Annotated in this window: 13 protein-coding genes; 5 read left to right on the plus strand and 8 right to left on the minus strand. The window is 46.6% G+C overall.

Annotated elements, in window-relative coordinates; all coding sequences use genetic code 11:
- Positions 1-279 precede the first annotated feature (279 nt).
- Together argZ and QT973_RS07930 are read left to right on the plus strand one after the other, a co-directional pair.
- Complete coding sequence (gene argZ / locus QT973_RS07925; protein WP_333275211.1) at positions 280-2,394, plus strand: bifunctional arginine dihydrolase/ornithine cyclodeaminase; 2,115 nt, start codon at positions 280-282, stop codon at positions 2,392-2,394.
- 180 nt (positions 2,395-2,574) lie between these two features.
- Positions 2,575-2,754: a hypothetical protein gene (locus QT973_RS07930; RefSeq protein WP_333054604.1), complete on the plus strand. Its 180-nt coding sequence runs from the start codon at positions 2,575-2,577 to the stop codon at positions 2,752-2,754.
- Positions 2,755-2,919: 165 nt separating this feature from the next.
- On the opposite strand, the gene QT973_RS07935 is transcribed toward QT973_RS07930, so the two are convergent.
- Together QT973_RS07935 and QT973_RS07940 are read right to left on the minus strand one after the other, a co-directional pair.
- A complete protein-coding gene (locus tag QT973_RS07935; protein ID WP_333106882.1) occupies positions 2,920-3,417 on the minus strand; it encodes a tetratricopeptide repeat protein in 498 nt (165 codons plus the stop codon).
- Positions 3,418-3,522: 105 nt separating this feature from the next.
- Positions 3,523-4,026 carry a hypothetical protein gene (locus tag QT973_RS07940; protein ID WP_333391095.1) on the minus strand — a complete coding sequence of 168 codons (504 nt, stop codon included), beginning with the start codon at positions 4,024-4,026 and terminating at the stop codon, positions 3,523-3,525.
- 292 nt (positions 4,027-4,318) lie between these two features.
- Between QT973_RS07940 and QT973_RS07945 the strand changes: the two genes are divergently transcribed.
- Positions 4,319-4,822 carry a hypothetical protein gene (locus QT973_RS07945; RefSeq protein WP_333054607.1) on the plus strand — a complete coding sequence of 168 codons (504 nt, stop codon included), beginning with the start codon at positions 4,319-4,321 and terminating at the stop codon, positions 4,820-4,822.
- Positions 4,823-5,276: 454 nt separating this feature from the next.
- Here QT973_RS07945 and QT973_RS07950 read toward each other — a convergent pair whose 3' ends face one another.
- From QT973_RS07950 to QT973_RS07970, 5 genes are all read right to left on the minus strand, one after another.
- Positions 5,277-6,422, minus strand: coding sequence for a citrate synthase (locus tag QT973_RS07950; RefSeq protein ID WP_333212217.1), 1,146 nt, complete (start codon positions 6,420-6,422; stop codon positions 5,277-5,279).
- Positions 6,423-6,655: 233 nt separating this feature from the next.
- Positions 6,656-7,150, minus strand: a complete 495-nt coding sequence (gene sixA / locus QT973_RS07955; protein WP_333054609.1) for a phosphohistidine phosphatase SixA — start codon at positions 7,148-7,150, stop codon at positions 6,656-6,658.
- A gap of 67 nt (positions 7,151-7,217) precedes the next feature.
- On the minus strand, positions 7,218-10,859 hold the full coding sequence (locus QT973_RS07960; protein ID WP_333391098.1) for a diguanylate cyclase domain-containing protein: 3,642 nt from the start codon (positions 10,857-10,859) through the stop codon (positions 7,218-7,220).
- Between the two features lie 1,176 nt (positions 10,860-12,035).
- On the minus strand, positions 12,036-13,310 hold the full coding sequence (locus QT973_RS07965) for a bifunctional oligoribonuclease/PAP phosphatase NrnA (RefSeq protein WP_333263725.1): 1,275 nt from the start codon (positions 13,308-13,310) through the stop codon (positions 12,036-12,038).
- Positions 13,311-13,548: 238 nt separating this feature from the next.
- On the minus strand, positions 13,549-14,046 hold the full coding sequence (locus tag QT973_RS07970) for an HNH endonuclease (RefSeq protein ID WP_006633674.1): 498 nt from the start codon (positions 14,044-14,046) through the stop codon (positions 13,549-13,551).
- Positions 14,047-14,391: 345 nt separating this feature from the next.
- Between QT973_RS07970 and QT973_RS07975 the strand changes: the two genes are divergently transcribed.
- Complete coding sequence (locus tag QT973_RS07975; protein ID WP_333054612.1) at positions 14,392-14,856, plus strand: COP23 domain-containing protein; 465 nt, start codon at positions 14,392-14,394, stop codon at positions 14,854-14,856.
- A gap of 266 nt (positions 14,857-15,122) precedes the next feature.
- On the opposite strand, the gene QT973_RS07980 is transcribed toward QT973_RS07975, so the two are convergent.
- Positions 15,123-17,873 carry an AAA-like domain-containing protein gene (locus tag QT973_RS07980; RefSeq protein WP_333391100.1) on the minus strand — a complete coding sequence of 917 codons (2,751 nt, stop codon included), beginning with the start codon at positions 17,871-17,873 and terminating at the stop codon, positions 15,123-15,125.
- 213 nt (positions 17,874-18,086) lie between these two features.
- Here QT973_RS07980 and QT973_RS07985 point away from each other — a divergent pair, with 213 nt between their 5' ends.
- The gene (locus QT973_RS07985; RefSeq protein WP_333391103.1) at positions 18,087-18,869 is read left to right on the plus strand and encodes a 5-formyltetrahydrofolate cyclo-ligase; all 783 of its coding nucleotides are present in this window, start codon (positions 18,087-18,089) and stop codon (positions 18,867-18,869) included.
- The last annotated feature ends 25 nt before the right edge of the window (positions 18,870-18,894 follow it).

Raw genomic sequence — 18,894 nt, forward strand, 5'->3', positions numbered from 1 at the left:
CGCTAATTAAATAACTTACAATTTTATTTGTTATTGTGGGATGGGCGCCCCGCCCGTCAAAAACGGCCGGGCGGGACGCCCATCCCACTTTCAAGAGTGGAAGTTATTTAATTCTCATTCCTTAGTGTAATCTCATATTAAACATGATATAATAAAGAGTTAGCCTTTTGAGGCTCCAGACGTTGCGCTGCTAAAATTAGTAGTCAATATTACAGTTGCTATTATACAAACTCTGTCAACATACGTCTGCTGTAGCGTCTACCACATTTTAACTGAATTATGACTGACTCAATTCGCTTCCTCATGTGTGCTCCCGACCACTACGATGTGGATTACGTGATTAATCCGTGGATGGAGGGAAATGTCCACAAATCATCGCGCGATCGCGCCGTCGAACAGTGGGAAAAACTTTACCACGTCCTCAAAGACAACGCCGTGGTAGACCTCGTACCGCCCGAAAAAGGCTGGCCGGATATGGTGTTCACCGCCAACGCAGGCTTACTTTTAGGCAATACCTTCGTCCTCAGCCGTTTCTATCACAAAGAACGCCAAGGCGAAGAACCCTATTTCAAAGCATGGTTTGAAAGCAAAGGTTTCACCGTGCACGAACTCCCGAAAGACTTGCCGTTTGAGGGCGCTGGCGATGCTTTACTCGATCGCGAAGGACGCTGGTTGTGGGCCGGCTACGGCTTCCGTTCCGAACTCGACTCGCACCCGTTACTAGCAAAATGGCTCAACATAGAAGTGCTTTCGCTGCGTTTAGTTGACGAACGTTTCTATCACCTAGACACCTGTTTTTGTCCTCTGACAGGCGGCTATTTGCTCTACTATCCAGCAGCATTTGACTCGTACTCCAACCGCTTAATTGAAATGCGAGTTGCGCCGGAAAAACGCATTGCTATTGAAGAAGCCGATGCCGCAAATTTTGCCTGCAATGCCGTCAATATTGACAAAGTTGTGGTAATGAACAAGGTTAGCGAAGCCTTGAAAACGCGCATTACTCAGGCCGGTTTTCAAGTAATTGAAACGCCGATGAGCGAATTCCTGAAAGCTGGCGGCGCCTGTAAGTGTTTGACGCTACGGGTAACGGAACCGTTGCAAGAAGATCGATCGGCAAACGTGATGGTAGAAAGCCGCACAATTCGCATGGAAGGTCACTTGCTCGATGCAGGTTTAATCAGCCGCGCTTTAGACTTAATTGTCGATCTCGGTGGCAGTTTCCAAGTGCTCAATTTCAATCTAGGAGAGCAGCGGCAAAGTACATCATCTGCCGACGTTAAAGTTTCGGCTCCTTCCCACGATGTGATGGAAGAAATGATGGGAATGCTGATTGACTTGGGTGCAGTACCGCCACCACAAGAGATTTGCGACGCTATTTTAGAACCGGTAGTGCAAGATGGCGTTGGCCCGGACGACTTTTATGTTAGTACGATTTATCCCACGGAAGTGCGGGTAAATGGTCAGTGGGTGAAAGCGCAAAATCAGCGGATGGATGGTGCTGTTGCTATTACTGAAACCGCTGATGGCCCAGTGGCTAAATGCAAATTATTGCGCGACTTAAAAGTAGGAGAAAAAGTCGTTGTAGATGTAGTGGGCATCCGCACCATCCGCAAAACAGAATCGCGGGAACAGCGCAATTCTCAAGAATTCAGCTTTATGTCGGGCAGCGTTTCTAGCGAGCGCCGCGTAGAATTGGTGGTGGAACAAGTAGCCTGGGAATTGCGCCAAATTCGCGATCGCGGTGGCAAAGTTGTAGTTACGGCGGGGCCTGTTGTTATCCACACCGGCGGTGGCGAACATTTAGCACATTTGATTCGCGAAGGTTACGTACAAGCGTTGTTGGGCGGAAATGCGATCGCAGTTCACGACATGGAACAATCGAATATGGGAACCTCTTTAGGGGTTGACATGAAACGCGGTATTGCTGTGCGCGGCGGACATCGGCACCACTTGAAAATAATTAACAGTGTGCGGCGTTACGGGAGTATTGCAAAAGCTGTTGAAGCAGGCTTGGTTACTAACGGTGTGATGTATGAGTGCGTCAAGAACAATATACCCTTTTCTCTTGCCGGTTCGATCCGCGATGACGGCCCACTTCCCGACACGCAAATGGATTTAGTTAAGGCTCAAGAAGAATATACTGAGCTGTTACGCGGTGCGGATATGGTGTTAATGCTGTCGTCTATGCTGCACTCAATTGGTGTGGGAAATATGACGCCGGCTGGTGTGAAGATGGTGTGTGTGGACATTAATCCGGCGGTGGTGACGAAATTGAGCGATCGGGGTTCGATCGAGTCTATTGGAGTTGTTACCGATGTGGGATTGTTCCTAAGTTTGTTGGTGAATCAATTGGATAAATTGACCAGCCGCCATCATGTAGCTCAATCTGTGTAGATTCGGCGGTTGAAACCGCTTCTTGTCAAAACAAGTCAAAATCTGTACGCCAACCCACAAGCCCGCCGGGGGTTAAAAACCCCCGTCTCATAGCGAAAGTCCTCTAAAAGAGGACTGAAAAATACATTTTTTACAAGCATTTTAATGTTTTTTTCCAGTCGGTTTCAACCGACTTTCGCTATGAGACAGGGGTTTTCAACCCCTGGCGTACCAGGGGACAAAACCGATCGCTCACCGTGGCGTAAAGGCATAAAAACAGATCGCTCCTTGCCAAATTTGCCACAAACTATCTCACCTTTATATCGCGATCGAAAACCCGGTTTCTTGAGTGCGATCGCCCGTCCTCTCAAATCAAGGTAGAAACCGGGTTTTTGCCATGATAAATATTGCCTCTCACCCACAATACCCAAAAAAACGCTTGAGTACGATCGCCCGCTAATTTTGTGCGTGGGGCATCAATAATACTGGCTAGCGGCCACAGGTAACGTTGCTCGTTATATTTTTTTCAAAGGTTAAAATTCCCAGTCATCGCTGCTGTATCCGCTGAAGTTCTTGCTGAACATTTTTGAGGCGAGACATCATGTACTCAAAGCTTTCTCTATCTCCTTGAGCATTATAAAGGTTGGCTGCTGTTTGCCAGTCGGCAACTGTTGCTCTAATATCTTTTAAGTTAAGACGAACAGTACCCCGAATGCGGTAAGCATCAGCATAATTAGGTCGAATGCGGATGGCATTATTGCAGTCTCCAAGTGCAGCAGGATAGTCCCCGATCAGAAGTCGTGACAAACATCGGCTTTGGTGTGCTTCAGCAAAATTAGGATTGATTTTGATAGCTTGGGTGTAGGCTTCAATTGCTCCTTTATAGTCTTTGTTATTAAAAAAGTCGTCACCCCTTGTATAGAAGTCTGTGGAACTCGCTTGAGATATAATAACTATGGGAGCATGGCTAGACGCAGCATTAGGGGTTATACCTATTGTCAGTGGAATTGCCACGATGGTGATAGCTTGGTATAGAAAATTCATGATTAAATTGATGGGTGTATGTAAGTATATTGATCGCATTTTTAAGCTTTTTATCCTTTCGGTTCGGGCGATTTATGAAATAAAGAGGATAGATTTTAATTCCCCTTAGTCGCTAGAGTCCCAATCCTCAATTTTAACTTCCAGTCCACCCATAAAACTTACTCCTAACGAACTTTTAACAATGGATTCGTTGATAGCAACTGATTGACCCGGCTGTAACGTTTGATTAATTCTCACCAGATGCGTGTAGAGAATTGTATTGCCTTTACCGATCTGAATATTTGGGGTACCAATCTTAATGGGTCTACTGCTGCGGTTCGTGATTTTACCTTCAATGAGAGCCCAATTTTCTATTCCTTTTTTTAAGTCTGAGGATACTCTTAAGTTAGCAATTAAGGGGTTCTGATTTCGTTCTATTGCCTTTATAGCATCGTCTATCCGTCCTCTCTCACATAGTGGCTCAAGGGATATGTGGTTGCCCGTTTTGGGATCTGTCCAGAAACAGCCCGGATACTCTTGAGCGATCGCACCGCTGTAACCCAAAGGCAAAAACGGAATTACGACAGCAGAAAGGGAAGTCGCCACACGCAGAAGTTTAAGTCTGGCCATAACACTTGGTTCCTTGAGCTTTTCTAGTGTATTGAGTGCTCAGCCTACAGCTTTTTTCTTAGAACCGATCAGCGTCAGCGCTTTGAGAATTCTCTCGAATAGCCTTTTGCTTACAGCTACCGCTTTATGTCAAGCTCATCTTTATCACTCCTCCACATACTATAGCGATCGCCCCTAAGCTGAAAAGCGGGAAAAGACGGATCTTTCTAACCTTTGAGTTATAAGTCGGAAAAAGACGGATCGAGGCGGTTAAAGTCGGATATAATAATCGAAGTTTCTCACAGCCTTGATAATGGATATTCGCGAGGTACTCGAATTTGTAGATCAAGTTGTCTACGATAAGACAGGTAAACGCCTCAATGATTTACAGCGTGGAATTATCGAGGGAACTCTGAATCGACAAAAGTATGCTGAGATTGCCGATAGTTATCGTCTTTCGGAAGGTCACGTTAAGGATAGAGGTTACGAACTTTTGCAAATGTTATCAGATGTGTTTGATGAACCCGTTGATAAACACAATCTTAAATCGGTTTTAGAACGGAAAGGAAATCTCAATATTAGTTTTGGCGATAACAATATTAGCAACATTATGGGTTACATCAATATTTGCTCCGATCGCCCCACTCCTACCCCTAATAAAAGCCGGCCTGCGACTCCTGACTTTCAGCGAGACCAGTATCAAGCCAAGATTGAAATGGTTGGTAAGTTACGCCAATTCGGCTTGAAAGACGAGCAAATAGCAGAGTTGCTGGGGCTAACTTTGGAGGAAGTTAAGCAGGTAGATTCGGAGGAATAAAAGTACGGTGCGCCTCGCCCCCCTTATATCATGTCCGGTCGATTCCCTCCGCTTCGCTTCGCCCGAAATCAGGTAGGGGCGGGTAAACCTGCCAATATCGGCCAATAATTGACAATCTCAAAAACCCGCCCGACCGGGATATTATGGTCAATCGATCGGACATGATATTACAGGCCCAGTAATGTAGCACGTTACTGGCGTGGTTTATATTAATATTGCAATAAAAAGCCTCAGACCAGCAAGTCTGAGGACCGGAGTTCCTGAAAATCGTCACTTCTTACTATTGTCGCCAACCAACACCACAACATACAAGAGGGGTGCAACCCAGCACGGCAGCTTGTGGCAGACAGAAATTGCTTCGTGACTCGGAAGGCGAAAGCAATTTTTAATTCAACACTTCACGAAAGCAAAACAATTCTTCTCGCCATTTTCAGATCGGGTTAATAATTTTGCTTTAGGATGGGAGTCTGTCCTCGATCGCAATATAAGGAGCACCGTGAGTCCCCGTATATATTTGAGTAGGGCGGTAAATGCGGTTTGCTTCTAGCTGTTCCTTCCAGTGGGCCAACCAGCCGGCAACGCGGGCGATCGCAAAAACTGGTGTAAATAAGTCCAGCGGAATTCCCATTTTTCGGTAAACCAAACCAGAATAGAAATCTACATTTGCATAAATTCCTTTCTGGCCCAATTTCTCTTCAACCACTTCTTCCAACTTGACAGCAATGTCGTAATAATCATCGCGGCCGAAGTTCTCAAACAACTGTTCCGCTAACCTCTGAAGAATAGTTGCTCTCGGATCTTTCACCTTGTAAACTCGGTGACCGAAACCCATGATTTTGTCCTTATTTGCAACACACTTCTCGACAAAAGGCCGCACATTTTCTACCGAACCAATTTGCTGCAACATATCAATCACTTCTTCATTAGCTCCCCCGTGCAGCGGCCCCGCCAAAGTGCCAACTGCTGAAGCAATCACTCCGTAAGGGTCTGTCAGCGTCGAAGCTGTTACCATTGCCGAAAATGTAGAGGCATTAATTGTATGTTCAGCGTGGAGAGTCAGACAAGTGTCAAAAATGCTAGCTAACAGGGGATCGGGTTCTTGCTCGTTGAGCATATAAAGAAAGTTAGCCGAGTAGTTCAAGTCATCCCTCGGCCGCACCGGATCGTTTCCCCGTCGCATTTGCTGGAACGCTGCTACCATTGTGGGAATCTTAGCTAGCAGCCGCACTACAGCTTCTCGAATGTATGCTGGGTTAGCCAGAGCTCGGCGGGAGTAGAACAAGCCCAGGGCGGCCGCTGAAGCTTGCAGGGCGTCCATTGGATGTCCTCTTTCTGGAAAGCATTTCATCATGTCCCGGATGCGATATTTGATCCGGCGGTGATAGCGAATTTCATGCTCGAAAGCTTCTAGTTCTTCCTTTGTCGGAAGTACCCCCCAGATTAATAAATATGAAGTTTCGAGAAAGGAACTTTTGAGTGCCAGTTCCTCGATGCTAATCCCGCGATATTCCAGCAACCCTTTTTGTCCATCGACGTAGCTAATGCTGGACAAGGTGGCGGGAACACCTTCTAAACCTGGTTTGAATTCGCCGACGACCATTGCGATACCGTTTTGTGTGAGTTCAATCTACTAAAAGTACATTACCAGAAAGCAAGATAGTGTCGCAGTCTTGACAAATAATCATTTAATTCGGGTTCAGAAACCGGGTTTTTCAACACACAGCCCGATCGCACCGCTGCGTATTGTCGCCCCTTTTTCCCGGTTTCGCCGTCCCAGAATGCGGTTTTAAGAGGGCTGGCGTCTCCTGTTAATGTCGGGGCGGTTCGCTGTTTCTAGCGCAGCAAAAACTTGGGCGCAGTTAGCCAAAACATTTGGCTGCGGCCCACAGGGGAGCCTGTCTCCGGGAGGATTAAGCCGATGATACCGGCTTTTTTGAGAATCAGGGCATCTTGCGATCGAGCCCAAAGCAAAGTTTCTGCCCAGTGGCCTAAGTCTGGTTGGTGGCCCACTAGGGCCAAGCTGCCACTACCGATGTCCTGCCATTGTTTGTACCACTCCAGCCAGTTCCCGATGTCTCCTGAAGGTGCGAGGGCGGCGGATTCTTCTATTTGGGAACTCAAACCGACTGTTTGCAGGATTTGGGCGGTTTGCTGGGCGCGCAGTAGGGGACTGGTGAGAATCAAGTCAAACTGAATTTCGAGCTCGTAGAGCCGTTGAGCAATTTTCCTGGTTTTACGATCGCCCTCTTTAGTCAGCGGGCGTTCTGAGTCTGTATCATATTCTTCGGGTGCCGCGGCGATACCGTGCCGGATCAAATAAATAACCATATATCAATACTTCCAGGCATTTTATCCCGTTTTTATAGGAGCAATCTAGGATATACCTACCTTTTGCCTATTCTACAACTGGATTGACCTCTGGCGCTGTCATCTGGTTGGCGCTTGTGTAGCGATCGCGCCCTTGTCGTTTCGCATCATATAATGCTCGATCGGCGAGGGCAACGAGTTCATCCGGTGATGTTTCCGCAGTGGGAATCACAGTGGCAATTCCCATGCTAACAGTCACGATCGTGCTCACATTAGATTGCTCGTGAGGGATTCCCAAATCTCGGATTGCCTCTCGGATCGACTCAGCAACCGCGATCGCGCCATCCGCATCCGTATTCGGTAGGATAGCAGCGAATTCTTCCCCCCCGTAACGTGCAAACAGATCCGATGAGCGTTTAACCGCTTGTGCCGCCGATGAAGCCACTTTTACTAAACAAATATCCCCCGCTTGATGTCCGTAGCAATCGTTATATCGCTTGAAATAATCTACATCCAACATAATCAACGAAAGCTGTTGTTTCCCCTGCATCAGTCGGTGCCATTCCGACGGCAATCGCTCATCAAAACAGCGGCGGTTTGCTACTTGTGTTAACCCATCTGTCGTAGCAATTAATCTTTCTTGTTCTGCCCGGTGTCTGAGCATCTCCTCGGCCCGCTTGCGTTCTGTAATATCAGCAAAAGTCGTTACTACTGCATAGGGTTGAGACTGATTCATCTGGAACAGCGGTTGCGAATTAATCGAAATCCAAGTCAGCGTTTTATCCGATTTGTGAATGCCCATCACCACATTTGATAGGGGTTTTCCCGTCCGTAGGGTAATCATTGCCGGATGCTGTTGGCAGGGGAAAGGAGAGCCATCTTCGTGAACGGTTCGCCAGTCTAAATCTATGGATGTACGCCCCATCAGTTGTTCGGGGGTCAGTCCGAGAATCCTTCCGGCACTAGCATTACAGGTAGTAATTTGTCCGTCTGCTAGCTGAAGTACGACGCCTTCAGTCATGCTTGTAATCACAGAACGATACCGTTCCTCGCTCTCCTGCAATTGACTCAGGAGAATGTTTTTAGCATCAAACTCTGAAGCCAGATGCAGGCTACCCGCCAAAAACCCCGCCATCAGTTGTAAGGTATGAATATCTGACTCTGTAAAGGCACAGGGTTTAGCGGAAACAACTTTTAAGACGCCAACCCGATCGTCCTGATAGAACAAGGGAACAACCACCAATGACCGGATACCAATGCGCTGACAGACAGCCTGATCCACCCGTGCATCGGCTTGTGAATCATCGCAAAGCATGATTTGGCCGGTCGCAATACATTTTCCCGATAAACTTGTCCCTACTTTGATCCGTAATCCCACATAGGCGCTGGCGATACCGCTGGCTGCCCGATACACCAACTCATCCCCTTCCAGCATTTCAATCACGGCCCCATCGGCACCGAGCGATTTTTGAGTTCGATCGGTAATCACCGCCATCACTGCATCCAGGTTAGGATTGGGGGTGGCGATTTCCTGTTGGGTGGCAATCACCACCGCCAGACGCTCGAACTCTTGTTGCAATGCTGCTTCTGCTTGCTTGCGATCGGTGATATTTTTCATAAAGCAGTGATGCCCGATCGATCGCTCCTGCGAGTCGTAGGCCGCCAACATCACCACGTGCTTGTAAAAGATCGAGCCATCTTTCCGGATACCCCGGGCCTCAACCTCCACTCGGCCCTCGGCTAGCATTTTTTGATAAGCGGCCATCATCCTGTCGCAGTCTTCGGGATGAACTGTTTTCTGCCAACTCATACCAACCATTTCTTCAGGCTGATAACCTGCTATATTCGCGTAGGCTTGATTAACGGTGATGTACCGTCCGAAAATATCCAGCCGCGAGATGCCCTCAACGGCATTAGCAAGAGCTGTACTCAATTCTCTGAGTTCTGTTTCTGCCTGGACAAGATCCGTAATGTCTTGGGATGTACCAAACAACCGAATGACTTTTCCCTCTGCATTGAGTTGAACCTGTCCTCTGGCTTCGGTATGGCGGATAGAGCCATTCGGGCCCACGACTCTGAGGCGCAATAGATAAGGCTCTCCGTGACTGAGCGCTCGTTGAACTACCAGGTGTAGCTGTTTGGCACTTTCGGGATGGTAAAGCCGCAGGTTTTCTTCATAAGTAGGTTCGCCTAGGGCCCTGGATCGTCCCAAAATCTCGAATAGTTCGGGAGACCAGGTAATTTTACCCGTACTCACGTCCCACTCCCAGTTACCGATGTGGGCAACCCGCTGGGCTTCTGACAACCGGGTTTCACTCTTTTGCAGGTCTGTTTCTGTCTGCTGGCGGTCGGTAATGTCCTTTTCGTTCACCAGCAACATCGGGTTGCCCGTTACCGGGTCGTTGGTACACCGCACGTCCATCCCATGCCAGCGAATTCCCGCCAGAGTAATCACTTGAGCCTCCGTGCTAAATACCTCACCGGACTTAAGAACTGCCATTGCTCGCTCTGCTACCTGAGAGTCAACAAAGCGACTCACAAAAGCATTATCTGTCGCAGAGTGAGGTGGCTGCATATCTCCGTAACAGCGCAAGGCCGCCGGGTTTTGCAGCAGCGGCACACCTTCGAGGGTGTACAGCGAAACCATCAGCGTGGTGTGTCGGATTGCCTCGATCGATCGCAGGGTTTCCGGCTCGATTTGAGGAGCGGTTTCGACCGTACCCTCCACCAGGATTGCCAAACGCCCGCCATCAATCCTGATGCCAGAGCACCGACAGCCGACACAAACAGGCTCACCGGCCGGGTAAAACGTCCACTGCTCAGACAAGGTTTGGCCTTGCTCAAACTGCTCCAGATAGCTCTGCAAGCGAATCCGAGTAGACTCTGACAACATATCCCTAAAGTTGTGGCTCGCCAGTTGCTGGCGCGTCGAAGCATTCCACAGGTACAAGGAAGCTTGGTTTGCCCACCGCATTTGCCAATCCTCAATATCAAATATCCAGATCGGGTTTTGCAACAAGTCAAAGGCTTTGAGGTGGACAATATCGCCGCTCAGGGAACAGGCAAACTCTGGTTGTAGACAATTTTGATGATTGACTCTGGGCGCGCTTTCTGTATTGGGATCAGTTTGATTCGGTTCTGTTTCGAGTTCCGGCGGTTGATTTGGCCCGATCGCCGGGCCGTGAGATTCCAAGTGCCGCATCCTCAACCCGATGTGCATTGCAACCTGTTGCAGGATCTCAATGTCGAGAGGTTCCCACTGACGCGGACTTCGGCATTGATGAGCAATCAACAGTCCCCAAAGCTTCGGAGATTGCTGCTGTTGGCCATCTAGCAAGATTGGCGCAACTAAATTTGCCTGAACTTGGATGCGATCGAGCAATTCGACATCACAAGCTTGAATATCACCAGCGTGAATATCAGAAATGGCACTCGTTTCCCCCTGGCTGTAGCGATCTACCCAGGTAGCTTCAAGGCAAGGGTCATGAATCAGTTGTCCCTGGATTGGCCGCCACCGATCGCCAACAGATTCAGCAAATACTACCCTCTCTCTATGCGGTAGGAATCGATAAATAATCACGCGATCTGTTTGCAGCAGCACCCTGGTTTCGTGTAGCGCACATTGCAAAATTGTCTCCAGATCCACGAACTCGTTGATTTTAAGTGCAATTTCTGAAACTTTTTCTATGCTTTTCTCTAACGACCAAGAGAAAGTCTTTTTTGTAGACATCTCCGTGTTCCTTGTTTGTTTAAGCTATTTTCTACTATTCTAACCCGCCACAAATAAATATAATAATTTCTTTTAACTCGTAGGAATCGCTGGCTGGGCTTAGGAAAAAATCAATATTTATGTGGCTAGCCAATTTTATGCTGACTGCTACAATTGCTTTTTTGATGTCATTTCGCCAAAGTTTTAGGTTATTTGGTATCTATTTTGCTTCTTCTCAATCGTTTTTTGGCTAATTATTATCGCAAAGCTACTGCACCAACTATAACAAATTGTGATTGATTTAGCGAATAAATAATAAAACTCCCCAAAATTAACCCTGTATAATTGTTAAAACCTCATAATTCTTGTGGAGTTTAGTAAAATAGAACACACTAAATTTGCCCCTCAACCTGGTTTTTTTATCAAAATACTTCGTGATATCCCTTGACAATTGTTAAAAAACCCGGTTTCTTTAGTGTATGATTTGGGAAAATTGGTAGAAAATTTATTACTGTTAGTCCTGGAGAACTCAACCGGGTTTTTCAACCTCCTTACTTCCTTAAAACTGAACATATTGCACGATTTTAAATAAATTTTCTATGGGCGGATTCTCCTGTCCTACCCGTACTACCCACAATAAAATTTAATTTTTATGGGACAGGCCGGAAAGCCTGTTCCTGGCAGAGGTAGACTGGGCAGGAGTTCCCACCCTGAATAAGAGTTAAAAAACCTGGTTGATGAGAGTTGGAGTGCGGGCATGACTGATTGTCAAGTTGAGATTGTGCCCGGAATGAGAAAAAAACACGGCCAAACCTGGTAGCAACCGGAGGTCGAAAAGCTCGCATTCCCAGGCTGTTGCTGGAATCAATACTGCAGCTAGAAACTCCCGATTGATATCGTGTCCGGTCGAGGAACCGCGATTTTTGTAGGGGCGAGTTCACCAAGAATACCTGCCAATAATTGACAATCTCAAAAACTCGCCCCGACCGGGATATTACAGCATATTCCATGTATATGTGGTACACACAAGAAGAGAGACGCGAGTAAGGTGCGGATACACCCGTCAATCTGCAATCTTTATCAAATATGAAGGAGCGACGAACCCTACGGACTACGGACTAACACCACATAATATAGCTGCTCCTGTACTTCATGAACCACCGAATATGCTGTATGATTAATCGATCGGACATGATATTAATGATCGTAAACAGGATTGTCTTTAGGACTAATTAAATGCAGCAACTTTTGCTTAATCTGATCGTCGAATACTTCCCATTTTAGCCTTGCATAATCGCTCTTCTCATTCCCGCCAGAAAGAAATCCCACGGGAATTTCAAAACCTCCAGCTTGACTTCTGCCACCACCAAAAAAGCGTCCTTGAGCATCTTGACCGAAGGCTTCTTTAATGAATTCGTCGGGGTCGAGAGTAAGTTTATTAGTTCGCAGCGAGCCAATTACTACTTCAATTTCTTCGTCTTTGTCGTGAACAATTGCGTAAACAACGGCTGTGTGTACGTTCTCCTCTGTTACTAAAAAGTCCGCAGCTTGGGGAATAGAATCCCGATCGTCATAGCGGAGATAGCCGATGCCGGCGATCGAAAAATTGTTCTGGACGGTGCGGTGTTTGAGCGATCGCTCGATCGCGTCCATCACCCACTTGGAACGAGATGACTGTAACACGGCATTCAGCAACTGCGGGTCGTAAAACCGGCTCAAATAAGCCGCAGCTAAAAAGTCCTCTTCCTGAGCTTGTCTGAGGGCGATCGTATCCGATCGCAAACCGTGCATCAAAGCTGTAGCGCACTTGATGTGCAGACTGACGCTGGCGTCGAGAGTTAACAGTCCAGACTGTAAATACTCGGCAAAAATCGTGGCTGTAGCGCGGATTTGAGGGCGCAAATCGGTAAATTCTGCGTTCATTTCCCCCTGCAAATTATGATGATCGATGACGGCAGCGATCGGAACTCCAGCCGCTAAAATATACTGGGTTAAGTTACAAGTCGTCCCTTGATTGTCAATGAAAGCGCAGCCCTGAAACACCGACAAATCCTTAGTCTTTACTGTTTCCACCGTCCACCGCTGCAACGGCAACCCTGTCAATTTAACTAAGGCAATATTTTCTTGGTGGCTGAGGGCGCCGGCGTAGATAATCTCGCATTGGATATCGTATTGTTCGGCGATTAATTTGTAAGTCCAAGCGCTCGAAAGTGCGTCGGGATCTGGAAAATCTTGCAGTAAGATTAACTGGCGAGTGCCTTTGTGCCGATCGAACATTTGGCGCAATTGCTCGACTTTGCGATCGTGCAATTCCTCGCGGAGACGGCCGCGATTCTCTTCGGAAGCAACTTCGGCTTTGCTGCGCCGTTTCCCAGGCGCACTCACTCCGGGTACAACCTCGCTGCTGGCCTCAAGTTCACCTTCGCGGTTGCCGGATGTTTCATCGGAATTGTTAGGGGGATGGTCTTTCATCGTTGAAAATTAACAATTTAACTATTTCAAGATTTGCACGACATTCGATCTTAAACCCGGTTTCTTTGTAGATGCCTGTTTGTCAAAGCCCATACTTTTTACGAGAAACCTGATTTAAGATGGTAAATTCTCTGTTTACTTTTTTAATTCATGGAGAGAGTGCGTGTTGCCAGGAACGAAGCAATCTCAGAACTAATAACTCCCGCAAAAAACCCCCGCGCTTGCGCTGACAGGGGTTTTAAAGGCCTATTACATATTTTTGCCATTCTTTGTGCATACCGCTCTTAACGTGTTTAGTGACTTCAAAATAAAGACCGCTGTGAGGTTTCCTAGGCGGATAGCGCAGCGACATTCCCGCTTCTTTCGGCGTCCGGCTGCCTTTATTGACATTGCAGCGCACGCAAGCGGTGACGAGGTTTTCCCAACTGTCCCCTCCTCCGCGCGATCGGGGAATTACATGATCGAGGGTTAAATCGTCGCCCGTATAACTACAGTATTGACAAGAGTGTGCGTCCCGGTGCAAGATGTTCCGGCGGGTTAGCGGAATATCCTTATAGGGAACTCGGACATAATGCCGCAGTCGGATCACAGTTGGTAGCGGGAAGTTTGGCGCAATAAATTTCCCGTTGTGTTCTACCTGTTCTGCTTTTCCTTTCAGCAACAAAACTACCGCCCTTCGCCAATTGGTGATGTTAAGGGGTTCGTAGGAGGCGTTCAGCACCAGAACATTGCCCATTGTTGATTATTAAAGAGAATATTTTTCCCGATGGTAACACAGGTTCCACTTTAGGTGGGGCGGGATCGGGAAGAGCGAGGCGATCGCAAAAAACGCTGAAAAACCAATCCTTTACCCTATACCTTCGCGCCTGCGCCCCCTAGGGCTGCATCTATTTTCTGCCTTTGGTGTTTGTCAGCGAGCTTTTTTCCCGGAGTTTTGGCCCAGATGAGGCCAGTGTGTGCGATCGCAAAAATTTGCCGAATAAATTTTATTTTTTTCTCTAAATGCCTAATCTTCCCGGCAACAAACAGTTTAAATTTTTAGACTATTAGTAACCTTAAATGAAAAAGCTTATTACTGCTCATGAAATTTCGGCTCTTAAAGTCAGTTTTTAGCGCGTCAATTATTGCCCTTGCTGCTCCGATTTTAGCAAACAGTCCAGCCTTCGCCCAAGCGCCTTCATTCTTCTGTGGCGCTACTGGTGGCCGCCCCGCTACAATTGCAGTCCAACAAGGCAAAAATATTCCCGTTATTTTGTGGCTAGCTGATAACTATTTCAATGAATCAGGAGAAGATGCGATTACTCGGTGCACCAGAGTCTCAGGAATTCTCAACAACTCGCAACCGCAAGGAAGCTGGGATAATATTGTCACAGCAGGTGCATCTAGCAACGGTCAATTAATTATTTGTGCAGCTAATCCTCAAGACGGTTCCTGTAGATTATTATATCAAGTACCCAAAGGTCAAAATCCCGAACAAGCCCGACAAGAACTCTTAAAAAGAGTTACAAATCCTAATGTAAGTGTTTCGCCTGTTAAAGTAAATTGATAATCATTAGTAGGGACACCGCACCGTGCCCATAGGTGTCAACTTAAGGTACAACAAATAGTCCGGCAGGGGTTGAAACCCCTGCCTCAAAGCTAAAGTCCTCGCTTCAGAGGACTAATGAGTGGAGATTCTTCTCTTCAGTCCTCTTTGAGAGGACTTTCGCTATTAGACAGGGGTTTCAACCCCTGGCGGACTTGATGGACGACTAACAGACTTGGCGGGCTGACAGCTTAAGTTGACACGAATAAGGGCACGGTGCGGTGTCCCTACTTGCAGATAGTTGAAACTCTGGTAAAATACTTCGGTTGAGTGGCGAAAAAATTGCAGCTTTGCTTCAGCAATTCTTCTAACCCTTCAACCTGCCTCAACCATACAGTGCCGTTGCTTCCAGCTACAGCAATTTGTTTTCCGTCTCGACTCCAACTGACACTAACAACATTCTCCTCGAACTCAAATTGAGCAACCTGCCGCCCCGCTAAATTCCACAGTCGCACTGTCTTGTCAATTCCCACTGTAGCCAGCCGTTCTCCGTCGGGGCTAAAACTAATTGATTTCGCATCAAAATGCAAGGTTTGAAATTCCTTAACTAATTCTTTTTCTGACAGATTCCACAGCCCAACTTTGCCATTTAATGTTACTGTAGCAAAGCGATACTGGTGTTGAGCCGGAGTGAAACTAATCCCTATTGCCTGAATAGGCAGTGTTTTTTTTAGCTTGCCCGATAAATTCCAAAGTCGCACTGTAGATTTGCCATCTAAAGTCGTTATGAAATCACCATTTGGGCTAAAATTTACGCTTCTCACTAAGCCGTTGTGACCTGGGAGTTTCTGGCTAGGCGATACTAATTGTGGCTGTTTTGACAATTGCCAAATTGCAGCATAGCTGTCTATCCCTGCCGCCGCTAATAACTTTCCTTCCGGGCTGAAACTGATGCTGGTAACAGAGCCTTTAATTCCTTTCAAAGTAGCAATATTTTTACCTGATAAATTCCAGATTTTAACTGTGCTGTCCCTTCCTGCGGTCGCTAAAAATTTACCATTTGGGCTAAAATTTACCATATTAACTGACTGCTGGAAAGCTTTCCATTCAGCAATTTTTTGCCCGGAAAAGTTCCATATCCGAACTCTATCGTCTATTCCTGCGGTTGCTAAAATCTGCCGATTTGGGCTAAAATTGACGCTGGTAACGGCATTTTTATGAGCTTGCCACGTTATCTTTCTTGGCGGACTTAATGAGGCTTTAATTTGCTGTGTTTCGCTAATTTTATCGAGAATTATTTGTAAGGCTAACAGCGGTCTAGTTGCCGGGTATTGTTCTAGCTTAGGTTTGTTTTGAACCAAGGTTCTTAATTTTTTCCCGGAGGCGATCGCCCTCAGTAAAGCTTCTGATAAAGCTTCGGTGTTTTCGGTTTTTTGAGATACCGCCAACAGTAAAGCATCGCTGCCATTTTGTTCGATTTCAATACTTGCTTGTGCTAGTTTAAACCGCTGGTAAGCGAGAGTTGAAAAGCCGATCGCCGCCAGTAACGATGCTGCCAGTACCGCAGAACCGATGCCGATCCACTGTTTGGCTTTTTGTTTGGCAGAGTCAGCTTCACTCAAAGCTTTTTCGGCATCACAGACAGCTTTTTTGGTTTCGAGTGTAGCTAAATGCAGCAGTTGATTTTGGTCGCTCAAAATCACTTTCTGGCTGGCAGTCAAAAACTGAAAATCTTCGTTTCTTAAACTTTTTCCTGCCGCCCAAACTAATGCTGACTGCAAATCATCTCCTCGCAACAGTTGGGAATCATCTTCACAGCTAGAATTTAGCCAGACTTTGATCGCTTCCGAGTAAGGCGAGAGTTTTTCTAATTTTTCTTCAATTAATTTTTTGTTAAATACAGCTTCATAAATCGGATTAGAAATTGTTAATTTTTCCCCGCGCTTAACGATTAATCCGCTTAATCGCAACTCCATTTGTTCGGCACTACCATCGGGGACAATTTCAGTTTGCTCTAAAATTTGCTGATATAATCCTAGTCTCCTGACAATGCGCTGGTTTTCTTTGAAAAGCCGATCGCGAATTGTGGACAAATGTTCTGGAACATCCTGAGATTCCCAATTCTCCACGATTTTCAAGCGTACTACCTTTTCAACCCACTCTTGAGGATTTTGGATGGTATCTTTCCCCCCGAATGTAGGGGCGGTGCCCCCGTGCCCGCCCTGGGGTAAATTCGGGATTAATTCGGCATTTTCCAACAATAGTTTGCACAGCTTTTGAGTCAGGAACGGCTGCCCGCCCGTCCAATACAAAACCTCTCTCAAAACTTGATTAGGGCTGTCTGTAAACTCTGCCAGCCCCGCTGCTAGCGGTTGCGCTTCTGTTTCGTCAAAACCAGTTAATTCGATCGCCTTGCCAATATTAAAAGGGGTATTGCTGCTGGCATTTTGCTCGCGGCACAAATCCGTCGGCGATGCGACGCCTAAGAGGGCCCAAGTTAGGCGATCGAACTCTGAATTGTTGGCGCGCTTGTTGTAGCACGATCGAATTAAGGCTAAAAAATCGTCGGCGGGAAAATCTAGGGCGAGAATGCTGTCGATTTCGTCAATAAAAATGACAATATTGCTGGAAATGTTCGGTAACAGTACGGTTTCGATGAATTCGCTCAACCTTTGAACCGGAGTTAAAAAATTGCGATCGCGCCACCAAGTCCGCACGTTGACAATATCCGACAGGTTAAAATTATTTTCGAGGATGCGTAGCAAACCAGCATACCACTGTTCGGGAGTGACGCCGCGGTTGCCAATTTCCGAAATGTCGATCGCAGCACAAGCAATTCCTTCATTTCTCAGCCGCTGAATTGTCCGCACCTGCAAGCTAGATTTGCCCATTTGCCGGGAATTCAAAACATAGCAAAATTCCCCCGCCTTCAATCCGTTATATAAATCGTCGTCTGCTTGCCGCTTCACATAATTGGGAGCGTTATTTGTCAAACTCCCACCGACTTGATAGTAACTGGGTTTTGTGGTATAATCCATAGGATAAAATGGTACAATAAAAAGATCACCTTTTAGTCATTCGGCGGTTTCAACCGCTACTACATCATTTAAAATATCTCTTTACATCTACCGAAACGGGCACAATTAGTAAGGTGCGTCAGATCCGAAATCCTGAATAATTGCCCTATAACGAAAGTCGGACGCACCATACAATTTTAGCGCAGTTTACCGCCACCAATAAGGCCTAATAACATGAAAACTGATTGGACTGGATATAACGACGACAAAGACAAGTTAAGAACAGAAATTTGGTCTTTGCTCAAGCAGCAAGCCGCATCTATTGGCGATCCGTTTGGTCATATTCCCAACTTTGTTGGGGCCCAGTTGGCGGCGGAAAAATTGGCAAATTTACCAATTTGGCAACAAGCAAAAACGATTAAGTGCAATCCAGATGCGGCGCAAAATCCGGTGCGGATGCAAGCTTTGCAAGATGGAAAACGCCTGTATATGGCAGTACCGCGCTTGACAGAAGATCGCTGTTTTGTTGAGTTAACCGCTGAGGATTTGCAGAGACAAAATATATCAATTGCCGAAAGTGCGTTAGCGAAGCCCTCGAAGAGGATCGCCCGCAAAGCTCTCGATTGCGGAAAATTGGTAAGTTTTGCAGAAATGGAGCCAATTGATTTAGTAATAGTCGGTTGTGTAGCGGTGGCGCGCAACGGGGGAAGAACCGGGAAAGGTGCAGGTTTTGCCGATTTGGAATTGGCTATGTTGAAAGAATTCGGGTTAGTAAAAATCGATACGCCAATTGTCACAACAGTGCATCCTTTGCAAATAGTCGAAGATTTGCGTTTACCAATGCAGGCTCACGATTGGGCGCTGAATTGGATTGTTAATGCTGAGGAGGTAATTGATACTAATACAAGTTATCCGCGTCCAATTGGGTTAAACTGGGATCATATACGGCCGGAACAGTTGGAACAAATTCCAATTTTGCGAAAGTTGAGAGCTCAATTACCCATGACAAATAAATGACCAATAGCTAACAATAAAATTATTA

Source organism: Microcoleus sp. Z1_A1, from assembly GCF_036700305.1.
Lineage (GTDB): Bacteria > Cyanobacteriota > Cyanobacteriia > Cyanobacteriales > Microcoleaceae > Microcoleus.

Bases quoted from the DNA above. Each gene is read 5' to 3' on its own strand.
- argZ (WP_333275211.1), top strand. From the start codon at position 280: ATGACTGACTCAATTCGCTTCCTCATGTGTGCTCCCGACCACTACGAT.
- QT973_RS07930 (WP_333054604.1), top strand. From the start codon at position 2,575: ATGAGACAGGGGTTTTCAACCCCTGGCGTACCAGGGGACAAAACCGAT.
- QT973_RS07935 (WP_333106882.1), bottom strand. From the start codon at position 3,417: ATGAATTTTCTATACCAAGCTATCACCATCGTGGCAATTCCACTGACA.
- QT973_RS07940 (WP_333391095.1), bottom strand. From the start codon at position 4,026: ATGGCCAGACTTAAACTTCTGCGTGTGGCGACTTCCCTTTCTGCTGTC.
- QT973_RS07945 (WP_333054607.1), top strand. From the start codon at position 4,319: ATGGATATTCGCGAGGTACTCGAATTTGTAGATCAAGTTGTCTACGAT.
- QT973_RS07950 (WP_333212217.1), bottom strand. From the start codon at position 6,422: ATGGTCGTCGGCGAATTCAAACCAGGTTTAGAAGGTGTTCCCGCCACC.
- sixA (WP_333054609.1), bottom strand. From the start codon at position 7,150: ATGGTTATTTATTTGATCCGGCACGGTATCGCCGCGGCACCCGAAGAA.
- QT973_RS07960 (WP_333391098.1), bottom strand. From the start codon at position 10,859: ATGTCTACAAAAAAGACTTTCTCTTGGTCGTTAGAGAAAAGCATAGAA.
- QT973_RS07965 (WP_333263725.1), bottom strand. From the start codon at position 13,310: ATGAAAGACCATCCCCCTAACAATTCCGATGAAACATCCGGCAACCGC.
- QT973_RS07970 (WP_006633674.1), bottom strand. From the start codon at position 14,046: ATGGGCAATGTTCTGGTGCTGAACGCCTCCTACGAACCCCTTAACATC.
- QT973_RS07975 (WP_333054612.1), top strand. From the start codon at position 14,392: ATGAAATTTCGGCTCTTAAAGTCAGTTTTTAGCGCGTCAATTATTGCC.
- QT973_RS07980 (WP_333391100.1), bottom strand. From the start codon at position 17,873: ATGGATTATACCACAAAACCCAGTTACTATCAAGTCGGTGGGAGTTTG.
- QT973_RS07985 (WP_333391103.1), top strand. From the start codon at position 18,087: ATGAAAACTGATTGGACTGGATATAACGACGACAAAGACAAGTTAAGA.